At 41.8% G+C, this 15,222-nt stretch carries 13 protein-coding genes and 1 riboswitch; of the genes, 9 read left to right on the forward strand and 4 right to left on the reverse strand.

Annotated elements, in window-relative coordinates:
- Nucleotide 1: 1 nt before the first annotated feature.
- The 5 genes from icmF (at nucleotide 2) to BT147_RS11150 (ending at nucleotide 8,158) form a co-directional block, all read left to right on the forward strand.
- The gene (gene icmF / locus BT147_RS11130; protein ID WP_072335265.1) at nucleotides 2-3,262 is read left to right on the forward strand and encodes a fused isobutyryl-CoA mutase/GTPase IcmF; all 3,261 of its coding nucleotides are present in this window, start codon (nucleotides 2-4) and stop codon (nucleotides 3,260-3,262) included.
- 127 nt (nucleotides 3,263-3,389) lie between these two features.
- Complete coding sequence (gene rpoE, locus BT147_RS11135; RefSeq protein WP_072335146.1) at nucleotides 3,390-3,893, forward strand: DNA-directed RNA polymerase subunit delta; 504 nt, start codon at nucleotides 3,390-3,392, stop codon at nucleotides 3,891-3,893.
- Between the two features lie 285 nt (nucleotides 3,894-4,178).
- Nucleotides 4,179-5,801, forward strand: a complete 1,623-nt coding sequence (gene pyrG / locus BT147_RS11140) for a CTP synthase (RefSeq protein ID WP_072335150.1) — start codon at nucleotides 4,179-4,181, stop codon at nucleotides 5,799-5,801.
- Between the two features lie 287 nt (nucleotides 5,802-6,088).
- The gene (locus BT147_RS11145; protein ID WP_072335153.1) at nucleotides 6,089-7,396 is read left to right on the forward strand and encodes a Tle-like phospholipase domain-containing protein; all 1,308 of its coding nucleotides are present in this window, start codon (nucleotides 6,089-6,091) and stop codon (nucleotides 7,394-7,396) included.
- A 24-nt stretch (nucleotides 7,397-7,420) separates the two neighbouring features.
- Complete coding sequence (locus BT147_RS11150; RefSeq protein WP_072335156.1) at nucleotides 7,421-8,158, forward strand: hypothetical protein; 738 nt, start codon at nucleotides 7,421-7,423, stop codon at nucleotides 8,156-8,158.
- 354 nt (nucleotides 8,159-8,512) lie between these two features.
- Here BT147_RS11150 and BT147_RS11160 read toward each other — a convergent pair whose 3' ends face one another.
- The 3 genes from BT147_RS11160 to BT147_RS15275 all read right to left on the reverse strand — a co-directional run bounded on the left by BT147_RS11160 (nucleotide 8,513) and on the right by BT147_RS15275 (nucleotide 11,336).
- Complete coding sequence (locus BT147_RS11160; RefSeq protein ID WP_072335162.1) at nucleotides 8,513-10,312, reverse strand: phospholipase D-like domain-containing protein; 1,800 nt, start codon at nucleotides 10,310-10,312, stop codon at nucleotides 8,513-8,515.
- 264 nt (nucleotides 10,313-10,576) lie between these two features.
- Nucleotides 10,577-11,131: an ECF transporter S component gene (locus BT147_RS11165; protein WP_072335164.1), complete on the reverse strand. Its 555-nt coding sequence runs from the start codon at nucleotides 11,129-11,131 to the stop codon at nucleotides 10,577-10,579.
- Nucleotides 11,115-11,336, reverse strand: a complete 222-nt coding sequence (locus tag BT147_RS15275; RefSeq protein ID WP_143187989.1) for a hypothetical protein — start codon at nucleotides 11,334-11,336, stop codon at nucleotides 11,115-11,117. Before BT147_RS15275 ends, BT147_RS11165 begins: the two co-directional genes overlap by 17 nt.
- Nucleotides 11,332-11,469, reverse strand: a riboswitch (FMN riboswitch). (Overlaps the previous gene by 5 nt.)
- A 138-nt stretch (nucleotides 11,470-11,607) precedes the next feature.
- On the opposite strand from BT147_RS15275, the gene BT147_RS11170 reads away from it, so the two are divergent.
- Both BT147_RS11170 and BT147_RS11175 read left to right on the forward strand, forming a co-directional pair.
- Nucleotides 11,608-11,910 carry an ArsR/SmtB family transcription factor gene (locus BT147_RS11170; RefSeq protein ID WP_072335167.1) on the forward strand — a complete coding sequence of 101 codons (303 nt, stop codon included), beginning with the start codon at nucleotides 11,608-11,610 and terminating at the stop codon, nucleotides 11,908-11,910.
- A gap of 152 nt (nucleotides 11,911-12,062) precedes the next feature.
- Nucleotides 12,063-13,253: an MFS transporter gene (locus BT147_RS11175; protein WP_072335170.1), complete on the forward strand. Its 1,191-nt coding sequence runs from the start codon at nucleotides 12,063-12,065 to the stop codon at nucleotides 13,251-13,253.
- A gap of 101 nt (nucleotides 13,254-13,354) precedes the next feature.
- Here the strand turns inward: BT147_RS11175 and BT147_RS11180 are convergent, their stop codons facing one another.
- Nucleotides 13,355-14,275 carry a ketopantoate reductase family protein gene (locus BT147_RS11180; protein ID WP_072335173.1) on the reverse strand — a complete coding sequence of 307 codons (921 nt, stop codon included), beginning with the start codon at nucleotides 14,273-14,275 and terminating at the stop codon, nucleotides 13,355-13,357.
- 154 nt (nucleotides 14,276-14,429) lie between these two features.
- Between BT147_RS11180 and BT147_RS11185 the strand changes: the two genes are divergently transcribed.
- A complete protein-coding gene (locus BT147_RS11185) occupies nucleotides 14,430-14,795 on the forward strand; it encodes a response regulator (protein WP_072335176.1) in 366 nt (121 codons plus the stop codon).
- Nucleotides 14,796-14,817: 22 nt separating this feature from the next.
- Entirely contained in the window at nucleotides 14,818-15,189 is a 372-nt protein-coding gene (kal, locus tag BT147_RS11190; RefSeq protein WP_286119364.1) for a 3-aminobutyryl-CoA ammonia lyase, read from the forward strand.
- The last annotated feature ends 33 nt before the right edge of the window (nucleotides 15,190-15,222 follow it).

Here is a 15,222-nt window from a genome sequence, read left to right on the forward strand (position 1 = left end):
GATGGAAACAGAAATTGTACGTCCCAAGCATGCTGTTCGGTTTTTAACAGCTGCCAGTTTGTTTGATGGTCATGATGCTTCGATTAATTTAATGCGTCGTTTGCTTCAAGATTCAGGGGTGGAAGTCATTCATCTGGGTCATAATCGTTCGGTAGAGGAGATTGTCAGAGCGGCGATTCAAGAAGATGTGCAGGGGATTGCGATTTCGTCCTATCAAGGCGGACATATCGAGTTTTTTAAATACATGATTGACTTATTAAGAGAAGAAAATGCCAATATCAAAGTGTTTGGTGGTGGTGGTGGTGTCATCATCCCACGTGAGATCGAGGAACTGGAAGCGTATGGAGTGACGAAAATCTTCTCTCCACAAGATGGTCGGGTCCTAGGGCTACAGGGGATGATTAATTTTATGGTCCGTAAGACTGATTATCCGACTGTCCAAAAGCCGAATGGGTCAAAGGAATCTCTCGTGCAAGGTGACTTCCAAGCAGTAGCTAAAGCGATTTCATATGTAGAGCAGACTTTTGAGCAACGGAATGTGCTAGATGAATCGGCGGCGACACTATCGAAAAGCTGGTTAGCCGACTTGCCATCCACTGCAAAGCGCATTCCCGTTATCGGGATCACAGGTACAGGTGGAGCAGGGAAAAGCTCATTAACCGATGAGTTGGTACGTCGTTTTCTCGAGGATTTTCCGGATAAGAAAGTGGCGATTCTCTCGATTGACCCATCGAAACAGAAGACAGGTGGCGCACTACTCGGCGATCGGATCCGCATGAACGCGGTTCATCATCCACGCGTTTATATGCGCAGTTTGGCAACACGTAAAACTCGTACTGAGCTAAGTGGAGCAATTCAAGAAGCGATTCAAGTCGTGAAGAGCGCGGGTTATGACCTAATCATCGTGGAGACAAGCGGAATCGGGCAAGGAAATGCCGATATTGTCCCAATCAGTGATTTATCCATCTATGTGATGACGGCAGAGTTTGGCTCTCCATCTCAACTAGAGAAGATTGAGATGCTAGATTATGCAGATCTCATTGCAATTAATAAGTTTGATCGTCGAGGTTCATTAGATGCATTACGTGATGTGAAGAAGCAATATCGACGTAATCATAACCTCTTTCATTCACCAGAAGAAGCGATTCCCGTCTACGGTACAATGGCCTCTCGTTATAATGATCCCGGAACCAATCTATTCTATAAAAAGATGGTTGAATCGATCGGTGTGAAGTGTGAAGTAGACTGGGTCTCAACGATCGATATACCTATTGGTACCAGTCAGTTAGAATATATTATCCCACCAGAGAGAATCCACTATCTTCGGGATTTAGCTCAGACCGTTCGCAAGTACTATGAAGATGTTGAGGAACAAGCAAAAATAGCAACCGAACTCTATCAGCTATATGGAGCTCGAAATCTACTTGCTACCCAATCGATTGAGAGAGAAGTTGTGCAGGGAATCGAGCAGGTCACCCAGAAAAAGGAGCTAGAGTTGCTACCGCATCATAAAAAAATGCTAGATGAGTGGGAACAGCTCCAGTCGATGTATCGTCAAGACTTTCTAGAATCCAAAGTGAGGGATCGCGTAATCCGCACTCCTTTATACAACGAAACCTTATCGGGTAGCAAAATTCCGAAGGTCGCTCTGCCGCGTTTTAAGGATTGGGGGGAACGGTTGCGTTGGTTGTTAAGAGAAAACGTACCTGGCCAGTTCCCATATACGGCGGGGGTATTTCCGCTGAAGAGGGCAGACGAAGATCCGAAGCGTCAGTTTGCTGGAGAAGGGTCTCCTGGACGTACCAATCGCCGTTTCCATTATCTATCCAAAAATGACACGGCCAAACGCCTCTCGACCGCTTTTGATAGTGTGACGCTGTACGGCGAAGATCCAGCAGAGCGCCCAGACATCTATGGAAAAGTAGGAGAATCAGGTGTTAGTATCTGTACCTTAGATAACATGGCGGAGCTATTTTCCGGATTTGACCTCTGTGCTCCGAACACTAGTGTATCGATGACGATTAATGGTCCTGCACCGATTATCCTAGCTATGTACCTAAATGCGGCGATCGATCAGCAGGTTCACTTGTTTACAGAGCGCGAAGGTAGAGAGCCAAGCGAAGAAGAACGGAATCAAATCCGCGCATTTACTCTGCGTACGGTAAGGGGAACCGTGCAAGCAGATATCTTAAAAGAAGATCAAGGTCAAAACACGTGTATCTTCTCAACCGAATTTGCACTCAAAATGATGGGGGACATGCAAGAGTTTTTCATCCAAAACCAAGTGCGTAACTACTATTCGGTTAGTATTAGCGGTTACCACATTGCCGAAGCAGGGGCCAATCCCATCTCACAGCTCGCTTTCACCCTGGCTAATGCATTTACCTATGTTGAGTACTATAAGAGTCGTGGGATGAATGTAGATGATTTTGCTCATAATCTTTCTTTCTTCTTTAGCAATGGACTTGACGCAGAGTATACCGTTATCGGCCGTGTGGCTCGCCGGATCTGGGCGATTACGATGAAACGTCTCTACGGTGCAAACGAACGTAGCCAGAAGCTAAAGTATCATATCCAGACCTCTGGACGCTCACTTCATGCCCAAGAAATCGACTTTAACGACATTCGTACCACTTTGCAAGCATTGATGGCGATCTATGATCAATGCAACTCCCTTCATACCAATGCGTATGATGAAGCGATCACCACGCCTACAGAAGAGTCAGTTCGTCGTGCTATGGCGATTCAGATGATCATTACTAAAGAACTCGGATTAGCCAAAAACGAAAATCCATTGCAAGGTGCCTTTATCATCGATGAACTAACAGATTTAGTGGAAGAAGCCGTATTGCAGGAGTTTGAACGAATTAGCGATCGCGGTGGGGTACTTGGTGCGATGGAAACGCAGTATCAACGTAGCAAAATCCAAGAGGAATCGATGTATTATGAGATGAAAAAGCACTCCGGGGAACTCCCTATCATCGGCGTGAATACATTTGAAAACCCTCATCCACCTGAAGAGACAGAGATTGAATTATCCCGTGCAGATGCTAGTGAAAAAGAATTACAAGTCGCTCACGTACAAGAGTTCCAGAAGCGTTATGCTTCTGAAGCCGAAATCGCCCTGCAACGTCTTAAAGAGGTTGCCAGACACAATGGAAATCTCTTCGCGGAACTTATGAACACCGTTCAAGTTGCATCCCTCGGGCAAATTACTTCTGTTCTCTACGAAGTGGGTGGCCAGTATCGTCGTAATATGTAAAAAAATAAATCTTTCCACGTCATCTATACCTCTACACGTTGACTTCAACCGTTTTTTGGATAAAATAATGACGAGAAGGTAGACGTGTAGTTGTATCGTGTACCTACATTGGAAGGATGTGTCCAGATTGAGCGACAACCTCACTCTTGAGCAAATTAGAGAAATAGCTATGGTCGATTTATCATACATAGCTTTAGAACAGAATAATGGTCAACCGATGCTCTATCGTGAATTGATCGAATACGCCTCGAAGGTGAAAGGTTATACCGAAGAAGAGGTAACCCAATACATTGCTCAATTCTACACCGATTTAAACGTAGATGGGCGCTTTGTATGCGTAGGTCGTAGCTTATGGGGCCTACGTGAATGGTATCCAACCGATCAAGCGACTGATTCTGCGATCGCAAGTAACATTTTGGACGATGATGACTTTGGTGATGACCTATACGAAGATGAAAGTGATGACTTCGCTCCAGAGCCAATTGAAGAAGATCCATTGTACACCGTTGGTGCTGAAGATGCAGATGAGCCAGACGACGATACAGCGGATGGCTTTACCGAGGAAGACATTGATGGAGAAGAGGACGAGGACGATGATGAATTAGATCTCGAGGATGAAGACGAGCTCTAAGAATTTTTCCTTGGTACCAAAGGGAATGAGAAAACCGACAAGCCTGTTTTCATGGGGGAATGTCGGTTTTTCTGTTAAAAAAATAAAATGATATTCTTCACTAATGAGTTTATTGACAGCTGTAGTAAACTTAGTTAGAATATTTTTTGGGCTCATTAAAAATGGGTACACAATTATTGACGAAATCAATCGAGCGCCTCTATTTATTTAGGGGCGCTTTTTCTGTTTTTCTGGAAGAATGTTTTTTAAAAAGGGAATGCTTTCTTATATAGGAGGAAAATGGAGATGAAAACGAAATTTGTGTTTGTAACAGGTGGAGTCGTTTCTTCGTTAGGAAAAGGGATTACCGCTTCTGCCTTAGGGCGGTTGCTAAAAAACCGTGGCCTAAAGGTAACGATTCAAAAGTTTGATCCATACTTAAATATCGATCCAGGTACGATGTCTCCTTATCAACATGGTGAAGTATTTGTAACAGATGATGGTGCGGAGACAGACCTAGATTTGGGGCACTATGAGCGTTTTATTGACATCAACTTAAGCCAAAACAGCAATGTGACAACAGGTAAAATTTATCAGTCTGTTATTAAGAAAGAACGTCGTGGTGATTATCTAGGAGGAACCGTACAAGTCATTCCGCACATCACCAATGAAATCAAAGATCGTGTATTTCGTGCGGCTCGTGAAACCCAGCCGGATGTCGTGATTACGGAGATCGGGGGAACCGTTGGCGATATCGAGAGTCTTCCTTTCTTAGAAGCTATTCGTCAGATTAAAAGCGATGTAGGTCGTGAGCATGTGATGTACATTCACTGTACGCTGGTTCCGATGCTACGTGCGAGTGGAGAACTGAAAACGAAGCCAACCCAGCATAGTGTAAAAGAACTGCGCAGTATTGGGATTCAACCAAACATCATCGTAACGCGTACCGAATATCCATTAACCGAATCTATGAAGCGTAAAATCGCTCTCTTTTGCGATATCGATCGTGAAGCAGTCATTGAAGCTCGTGATGCGGAAACATTATATGAAATCCCTCTCATGATGCAAGAAGAGGGATTGGATGAGATCGTTGTCAAGCATTTTGGTCTTGATGTACCAGAAGCAGACATGAAAGACTGGACTGCCTTGGTACAAAAAGTGAAAAACTTGAAACGCCGAACCAAAATCGCGATCGTAGGAAAATATGTTTCCTTACAAGATGCGTATATGAGTGTCGCTGAATCATTGCGCCATGCGGGCTTTGAAAATGATGCTGAGATTGAGATCAAATGGGTGAACTCGGAAGATGTAACAGATGAAAACGTGACAGAGTTCTTAGAAGAGGTAGATGGAATCCTCGTTCCAGGTGGCTTTGGTGATCGTGGAATCGAAGGGAAAATTATCGCCACTCGCTTTGCCCGTGAGCAAAAAATTCCATTCCTCGGAATCTGCTTAGGTATGCAGATGATGTGTGTAGAAGGTGCGCGGTATGTGGCAGGCCTTCCATCTGCGGATAGCTCTGAGTTTGATCCGAATACTCCATATCCAGTGATCGACTTACTGCCAGAACAAAAAGAAGTAGAAGATCTTGGCGGTACATTACGTCTAGGCCTATACCCTTGTAAAGTAAGCACAGGCACACTGGCTCATAAAGCATATGGAGAAGATCTCGTCTATGAGCGTCATCGCCATCGTTACGAGTTTAACAACGAATTCCGTGAACAGATGGAGCAAGCCGGATATGTATTCTCCGGAACCTCTCCAGACGGTCGTCTTGTAGAGATTGTAGAGTATAAGGACCACCCATGGTTCCTATCCGCTCAGTTCCACCCAGAGTTCACCTCCCGTCCCAACCGCCCCCAACCCCTATTCCGCGACTTCGTAGCTGCGACATTGCATGTGAAAAAGTCGAGTGGAGTAGAGGTATAATACAAAAAAAGCCACTTCTAAGTAGAGTTCTAGAAGTGGCTTTTTTCTAGTGTCTATTTTGGGATACGGGGTTCTAGACCATATGTCAAATATGATGGTTTCCTAACGGATAAAATATTGAAAATAGTCCTATTATGGCGTATTATGTGTAAGTAGTATAATAATTTATAGAATGATAGTACTTTATTAACATTGAAAAAGGCGGATGTAGTATATCTACACTGCCTTTTTTAACGATTAAACGATTCATTGTAATAACGCATAATGAAACAAAGGAGTTTACATCAGTGAAAAGGAAGAATTATTTTTTGATTTTATGTGTCATGGGAATGATGTTATGTTTCACAGGGAATGGAGTGGCCGTAGCAGCTGGCTTTATCGATCAAACTCCTATAGATAGTAGATTTGATAAAGAGATGGCTAATGACTCAGTCAAGGAAAAAGGATTTTTGGACAAGGTAGGTGATTGGGCTTCAAAAAGATGGAATTCCTTTACAGACTGGTGTGCTGAAAAATGGAAAAAAATTACTGAGTTCATATCAGGCATTCTTGATAAGTTAGGTAAGGCAATTAATAGTATGCGTATAGCAATCTTTGCATTGGTCTTATCAGCAGCTACTGCAACGGTAGTATGGTGGAATAAAAATACTCGCTCCGTTAGTAATAGACCTAGGAATACAGGACAAGTAAATCCTGAGAGACCTTATGGAGAACTAGCAGATAGAAAAACAACTGACCAACAGATGGCAATTATGTCTCAGCTTGCGTATGAAGATGGTCTTACAACTACAGACGTGCAAGATAGATTGGGAGCAGATTGGCAATTAGGTCCGAAGATGGATACTCCAAACAGCATGCAGGGGGTAATGTTTTACAATGAAAAAACTAAAGAAGTAATCATAGCCTATCGAGGAACACAGGAGGGTAAAGATCTCTTTACAGATCTAGTCTTAGTATATAGTTATATTAATCCTCAGACAGGTCCGGCTATTAAGTTTGCAGAGCAAGTTATGAATGACCCACAGTTTGCTGGATATAAAATATCTGCTACTGGTCATTCATTAGGTGGGAACTTAGCTAATAAGGTAGCAATGAAATACTTTATTCCAACTGTTACTTTTAACGCTCCTGGAGATTATATTGAAGCAACTCCCGGAGGGAGAAGATATGGTTTCCATCCTCTACCTGGGGATACCATTCCTAATCCGAAATCTAGTGATAGTGATGAAAGGAAAGCAGTACTTAATCATGCTAAAGGGATGTATAAGGGAGTCTCTCGGAATTACGTATATGAGGATGATACTGTGGGGAATCTTGGGACGAAGCCGGGTGAAACACTGATTATTAGAAATAATATTGTATCCCCACCGAAACCATCTCTTTCTGGAATGGTACCAAGTTTGTCAGATCATGGAATTGGTAAGTTTACAGGGTATTCTTATGAGAAAACTAAGCCTGAAATGCCTAAAAGGACGGAGTTTCCGAGTGTTGAAAACAAGCTAAAGACCATGATGCCTGAGATAGAAAGGGTTGAGATTGAAACTGCAGTAACTTCTATGTATGAAAAAAATAATGGGAATATAGTTCCGAGATAATAATTGTCTAAGGATGTGACAAGTGTGGGAATCAGATGGGTAACCTTTCTATTGATGATCGTGATGTTGCTGACAGGGTGTAGTACGATGTCTGGAGATAAGTCTAAGATGACATCGAATGAAGAGCAGCAAATAAAAGAATCTGCGATCCAATATATCCAGAGGACTTATGGTAAAGAATTTGTGATTGATAAAATATCCAAAGGTCGGGTTTTGGGGGATTATAGTATTAATGGGACAGTTAAAGATGGTAAGAACACTTCTATTTATGTAGGTGTAGGTGTTGATTCCCCAGACGGCGATGGTTTTAAAGACTCATATGTTAATCGCCTATTCACAAATGAAATAGAGCCATCTATTAAGGAATTAGCCTCTAAGACATTCGATTTGAGATGGATAAGGGACGGATTCTTCTATGGGTATAAGGAGGGTGTGAAAAGGAAATATACCTTAGATATTCCTTCTGCTCTTGATGTTTTAAAAAGAGGGGATAAGGACATATGTTTGCGATTATCTCTTGATATTTACAAGCAAGATGAGCGGACTACTGCATCGATTTCGAATCTCTTACAGGAGATAAAGAAAATGAATTTTCATGATATCGGTGTAGTGGTGTATGTCTATGATAATACCCTGAAATCGGCATCCAAAGACGAAGACTCCGGCAAGCATCTCCTAGAAAGATACAATATTTTTAATGATAATGTACAAACGATGGATATAAACAGTCTTGAATCATATAAAACTGTGATCAAGAAATAAGGATATCGATGGGTAATGGTATTGTTTTTTTACGATTATATAGTCAATGAGATAAGAAAGCTTCATATACCCGATCGTTATAATAGGAACAGTGAGAATAAAAGCAAATCCGCCCGCACCTAGGGGGACTTCAGGAAAAATAAACATCGTATAATAAATGAAGTAGGTAATAAATGCTACTATCCCTTTCCTTAATGCAGCCGAACTACTTAGTGTGTTCATGAAAAAACTCCTTTTCTATGATTAATAATAAAAAACACCCTTCTCGAGAGAGAGGTGTTATGAATAGAGTATCATTATATATACATTCAACAATATTCGAACAGTAGATTTTAGAGATATGAAGCTTGCTTTTCATTTGCCGAGGTGAGGTTTCTTGGCTCCGTCTGTAAAATCCCACCAAAAGACGTCTTTATAGAAGTTCGCTACTTCTGCGTTTTCGACGATGACACCTGCCTCTCGATTGTTTTCCGGACTGTTTCGTGACCAGTTAATGCTAGATACAAGCACTTTTTGATCGGCGATGATGCCTTTGTTATGAATCTTATCTACCTGTATGGCTGATTGATTAAAGAGTTTGGCTTCCATGTCGAGCTTTTCGCGTGATGCAATTTCGTTGATGTATCGGATCGTATATTGATTATCCCGAGGATCTGAAGCATCGAGGAAGGAAGCATCTAGTACCACGCGTACCTTTACACCGCGCCTCGCCGCATTGATCATTTCTTCCAGATAGATATTCGGGGTTGATTCAGGGGAGCCTGTTTTGGTATCGCCCCAGTGCTTATGAATATAGAGTTGTTCCACAAATAGTTCTGATTTCGCATTTCGCATCATCCCAAGAACCGCTTTTTCCTGTAGCATCGTTGAGTCTGGGGCAAATATAGGGGTTACGGTAAAGGCACCGGTTATATTTTTGGCAGGGAAAGGGGCTGGATAATTGCCAGTTGGATTACTCTTGTCAGGCACGAAGCCTGCTGAAGGTTCTCCGTATTTGGTACCAGGCGTATAAGGAAAACTATCGCGGAAGGATGGATTCCAATCTGATTCAAAAACTTTTTTTACATAAGAAGCAAAGCCTGGGTTTTGAATGATGATTCCCCAGCCCCGGTTCCCATACGAGTTGGTAGTGGGGACACCTGTGCTTTTCCAGTTCTCGCTTTGCATCAATACACGAGCCCCATCCACGATGGCATACTTGGCATGATTAAATCGGTATCGTTTATATCGTTCATTTGCCGTATCGCTAATAATAAATCGTACCTGCCCGCCTGCATTTGTGATTTGTTGAGCTACGTATTTCGATTGATCCAGGAGGCCGCCTACAGGTTGTCCTTCTAAGAAGAGGCGTACTTTCACACCGCGTGCTAGGGCTTTTTTTATCGGTTCTAACAAATAGGTGTTTTGAAACTCGTAGACATTTAAGTCAATCGTTTTTTTAGCGCTATTCAGATATTTTTCTAACGTGCTAAAACTGCTATCAGGAGAGGTATAAGGGGTTACAGTTCCCTTAAACGTAAAGCTGGCTAAATCAAACCGTGATTGTCCTGCCTGATAGACACGGAGTTGATTGAAATCAGCACGCGTATTGGTATCTTCCCAGATACCGCTAGACTCTGTCCGATCCCGAACAGTCATGACTCCAGATGGTTTCGTGGGAATCGCCTCTCCCGACCAGCCAGTTCCTTTATAGGACGAGTTACCATAAACAACTGCATCCACAACAGTATTCCCATTTTTCAGGAGGACTTCTCCGCCGTTATTGGCGAGAGATCCGATGCTTGAACTCATCTGTGGAGTGTCTGGGCTACTATCTGCCCCGTATTCAAAGTCGGGTGTGATCGTTACGAATTCTTGCAGAAACTTACTTGCATTTTTTGTGACATACAACGTTTGATTTGGCGAAACAGAGGTACCACTCGGAAACGACATACTATTTTTCCCACTAGTGAGCCGCCAACCCGCGATATTTACCGAAGCACGAGTTGGATTCGTTACCGCGATGTACTCTTCTGGCTCACTCGGAAGATTGGTGTCTACATATACCTCCGTGATTAACAAATGATCTGGAGCAGCTTGGACAGCAGACGAACTAGGAAATACGACACTTACAATCATAGCAACAGATGCAAACAGAATTGATAACTTTTTCATAGATAGTTCCCTTCTATGATGGAATTAGATTACTAAATTATCATATAGTTTATGTATTAATGTGTAAATATTATTTACTATCTGTTAAGTTAAAATAATGTAAATATATAATGATCCGTTAACTGGTAAAGCTTGCTGATAAACGATCACTATAGAGGATGAAAATAAAAAGAGAATGAATTTATTCTGTTTTGTGAATAGATTCATTCTCTAGATATGCTGATCTATATATCAATTAAATCCCCCAAATCGTTCTCGTTAGAACTACAAAATCGAGCTACGACTTCTTAAATAAGGAACGATTTTTAAATAAAATGGCACAAAGACAATGGATACCAAAATCCCTTTTATGATATTAAAAGGCGTAATGATATTGAGGATAAAGGTAGTTTTCGCCGTAGGATCGGTAATGGCCGCATAAAGTGGCAGGAAGACAAAGAAGTTAGCGATCCCCATAAAGAGTGTCATCATTAGGGTAGCAGTGATAAAGCCATATACAAAGCCCTTCCAGCCCTGAAATTTACGATAGATGACAGAGATGACAGAGACAAAGATGCTTCCGGCTAGGAAGTTAGCTGTGACTCCAATAATCTCCCCTCCTGTAAACATTAGGTGGAAAGCATTCTTGATAAATTCGATAACGATGCCTGCTAAAGGACCGAAGAGGATAGCACCTACCAGAGCAGGAAGCTCACTGAAATCTACCTTGAGAAAGAGTGGTAGGGTAGGAAGAGGAAAACTAATGTTTTCAATTAAAAATGAGATCACACCTAATAGTGCGAGTAAAACCATCTTGGTTACTTTACTTTTCTGTTGCATCAGAACAACACTCCTCTAATGATTTGTGAATTCTGATGACAACCGCACGAATCATGGCAATAAAAAACCGAAGCAAAAAGGAGTAAGATCTCCTTGCTTCGGGGTTGTTTGTACGCCAAAGACGAACTACAGGATTTTCGGTAAAAGTTATACTCAAAAAAGCCCGTAGATACTCTGTTTTTTCAACAGTCGTACGAGTTATCATCCTTCTCCCATCCAGACTATACTGTCGGCCCCGGAGTTTCACCGAGTCAACCGCTATAAGCGGGTCACGGGCTGAGGTAGTGCAGACTACCATCACCGTCGGTCGGGAATTTCACCCTGCCCCGAAGGATCCATGAAACATATTCACTTTTCCATACTATATAAATATAAAATGTTACAAGGGATAGGTCAACTTACTTATATTTAAAATCATAATAAAAAACTGGAACCCCACACATTGACATATCGATAAATCGTGATATGATTAAATCATGGAGCCAATCGAGATTTTTAAAGCACTAGCAAATGAATCAAGGTTACAAATCTTACACTGGTTGAAGGAGCCTGATCGTCATTTTACACCCCATGAAGGAGTGGATATGAATATAACAGGGGTATGTGTTAGTCAGATAACAGATAAATTGAAAATGACACAATCGACTGCTTCCCAATATCTCACGATTCTATTAAGAGCGGGCTTGATCAAGGCATCCCGTATAGGAAAATATACGTACTATAAAAGAGATGAGGGCACCTTTGAAAAAATTGCCGATTTGTTGAAAGTCGAAATATAATCATGAAACTGTATGATGATACCAAGGTCCCGTTTTATAGTCGTTGTAAAAATAGACATCGCGATATGTAGATGTTTATTTTTACAACGAAACAAATCTACATATCGCGATTTGTTTTTTTATGAAGATAATAAATAAGGGAGTGGATGATAATGTCCAACATTTGGAAAGTTTATATGTTAGCTTTAGCTAGTTTTTTAGTAGGTACCTCGGAGTACGTGATTTCAGGCACTTTGGACAAGATTTCCCATACATTAGGAGTCACAATCGGTTCTGCGGGCCAGTTGATTACAATCTTTTCCCTTGTGTATGCGATTTTTACGCCTATTTTGATGGCAGTAACAGCCAGTATGGATAGAAGAAAATTAATGATGTATGCCCTCAGTTTGTTTGTGATAGGGAATATGGTGGCATTTGTACTACCTGGATATGCATGGTTTATTTCAGCTAGGATCATTATGGCAATGGGAGAAGGTGTAGTGGTGGTAAATGCACTAACCATCGCAGCTAAAATCGCACCGGAAGGAAAAAGAGGTGGCGCGATTGCTACTGTAGTAATGGGGTTCACCGCTTCTCTCATTATCGGTGTTCCCATTGGAAGAGTAGTGGCAGAAGCATTTGGCTGGAAGTCTATATTTGGTGGGATTGCCTTATTGGGATTACTTGTTATGTTGGTTTTATATTTGATTCTTCCGCAAATCCAAGGGGATAAGCCGGTGCCTTTATGGAAACAACTTGCTCTTTTTAAAAATCCCAAAATCGCAATGGGCTTATCGATTACCTTTTTCTGGCTAGGTGGATATTCGATTGTCTTTACGTATCTATCGCCATACCTCATTACCATTTCTGGGATTAGCGAGAGTATGATGAGTGGCATTCTACTTATGTTTGGTATCGCAAGTTTGGTAGGATCAAAATTCGGAGGATTTAGCACTGATCGCTGGGGAGTGTCTGCTACATTGATCAGTAGTATGACGCTGCATATTATCATGTTAGTTTTGCTATCCGTTGTAACCGGCTCGTATATGGGAGTACTCATTATTCTTATGTTATGGTCGTTCGCTGCATGGACTACAGGTCCAACTCAACAGTATAATCTAGCTACTCTAGAACCAGAAGTATCGGGTGTATTGCTTGGTATTAATCAGTCTATGATGCAATTAGCAATGGCTGTAGGTGCAGGGATTGGAGGCATTTTCGTAGAGAAGGTATCTCTGTCTTCTGTTACTTGGATCGGAGCGTTTGGAGTTGCGATCGCCATGGTTGCGGCTTTCATCTTGATGAGTAAACAGAAATCATCGAATATAAGAGGGATAGTCAGTGATAGGGATTTACTAGATTAGTTATATTGAACAGAAAAGACAGCTCTGTCTATCATTAGGATTGAGAGACAGAGCTTTTTATATTGTCATTATAGATCCAGCACTTGACATAGCTAAAGTCCTTATTCCTCACGTGTTGCTTGATATGCAGATAATGCAGTATAGATTGTCTCAAGCGTAGGTGCTTGCATTTGCTCTGGTTTCACATGCAACAAATATCCGTGAAAGTGATCTGTCTCAATCGGTTGTCCCTTTTCAATATCGCGGGACATCGACGATTTCATACTCTCGTGCAAATGGAGAGACCTCTTCATAACTTGTTGATAAACCTCGTCAAAATGAAGTTGTGGTTCTTGAGATTGAGCGATCTGGATTACTTCCTGTGCAAGTCGCCGATAAGTCCGTTCCCCAGTGGGAGTATCCCAGATTGTACCGATGCTACTGCGAGTAAGCGATGTCATGCCGCTCATGGTGGAGATAAACACATATTTCTTCCACACATCTAGCCCGATCTGAGAGCTTTGAGTTATGTTACATGTCACACCTGCAAACAACTGCGCCATCTGATCCATTCGCCCGCTTGCTTGCCCGGACCATTCTCCGTATACCAGATCATGAAAAGGGCTGTATTGTTCAATATACCCCTCTGCATTTACCGTAGATTCGATCACACAGAGTCCGCCTAATATCTTTTCTTTTCCATAACGCTCCTGTAGAAGAGGGAAATGAGCAAAACCATTTAATAGAGGAAGGATAGTCGTGTTGGATGATACATAAGGATCTAAAGAAGATAATACATCCGTTAAGTGGTATGCCTTTACCGATAAAATAATGAGATCAAAGGGCTCTGCTGATTGTCCGTATGTAATCGTCGGTACGGCTAATTTAGCATCACCGTGAACGCTTTTTATGATCAAGCCTTCATTGTTCAACTGTTCTTGCCGCTTTCGACGAACGAGAAACGTAACATCTGCCCCTTTTTCAAATAATCTTCCCCCGAAATAGCCACCTACTGCTCCTGCTCCAACTACGAGTACCCGCATATTTCCTTCCTCCTTAAGCATTTCTCTCTATAGTAACACTTCTCCTTAAAATGATGAGAAAAAAGAAAGTCGCTAAAAAGAAGGAAAAGATCCTGTTAAAACGAAATTAAGTACACGTAGGTAATGGACTACTAGGAAAAATGGAGGGCAGTTAATGGAATGCAAAAAAGTACTCGTTGTGGATGACCAATACGGAATCCGAATCTTAGTCAAAGAAGTCTTTTCCAAATATCCATTACAGGTACTTCAAGCAGCCAATGGAATGCAGGCACTTGAAATTGTGCAAAGCGAGCGTCCGGATTTAATATTATTGGATATGAAAATGCCGGGTATGGATGGGTTAGAGATTTTACGCCGACTAAAAAAGATGGATGAAACACTAAAGGTCATTATGATGACCGCCTATGGAGAGCTGGATATGGTCGAAAAGGCTACCCATCTAGGAGCGTTGGCTCATTTTACAAAACCATTTGATATTCAAGATCTATGTAACGAAGTGATTCGTCAACTCGCATCATGAATGAAAGTCAGGAGGAATCGACGTGGAAGTGAAAATTCGATTACGTATGAGCCAAGCGGATGCTCATTATGGTGGAGATTTAGTGGACGGTGCAAGAATGTTAGCTCTGTTTGGAGATGTAGCTACGGAGCTGCTGATCCGAAATGATGGCGATGAAGGCTTGTTTGTGGCTTATGATGAAGTGGTTTTTACGGGCCCAGTTTATGCTGGCGACTACATAGAGGCAGTAGGAATGATTACGAAAGTAGGAAATACATCTAGGAAAATGAGCTTTGAAGCATATAAAGTGATTGAAGCAAGTCGCGATCCGGAGTATCCCTATAAAGCTTTTGTATTAGAAGAGCCAAAACTGGTTACCAAAGCATCTGGCACCTGTGTGGTACCTCCTAGGTAAAACAAGGGCCTTTTTTTGCATTGAGAAAAAGAT

Source organism: Thermoactinomyces sp. DSM 45891 (assembly GCF_900119485.1).
Lineage (GTDB): Bacteria > Bacillota > Bacilli > Thermoactinomycetales > Thermoactinomycetaceae > Baia.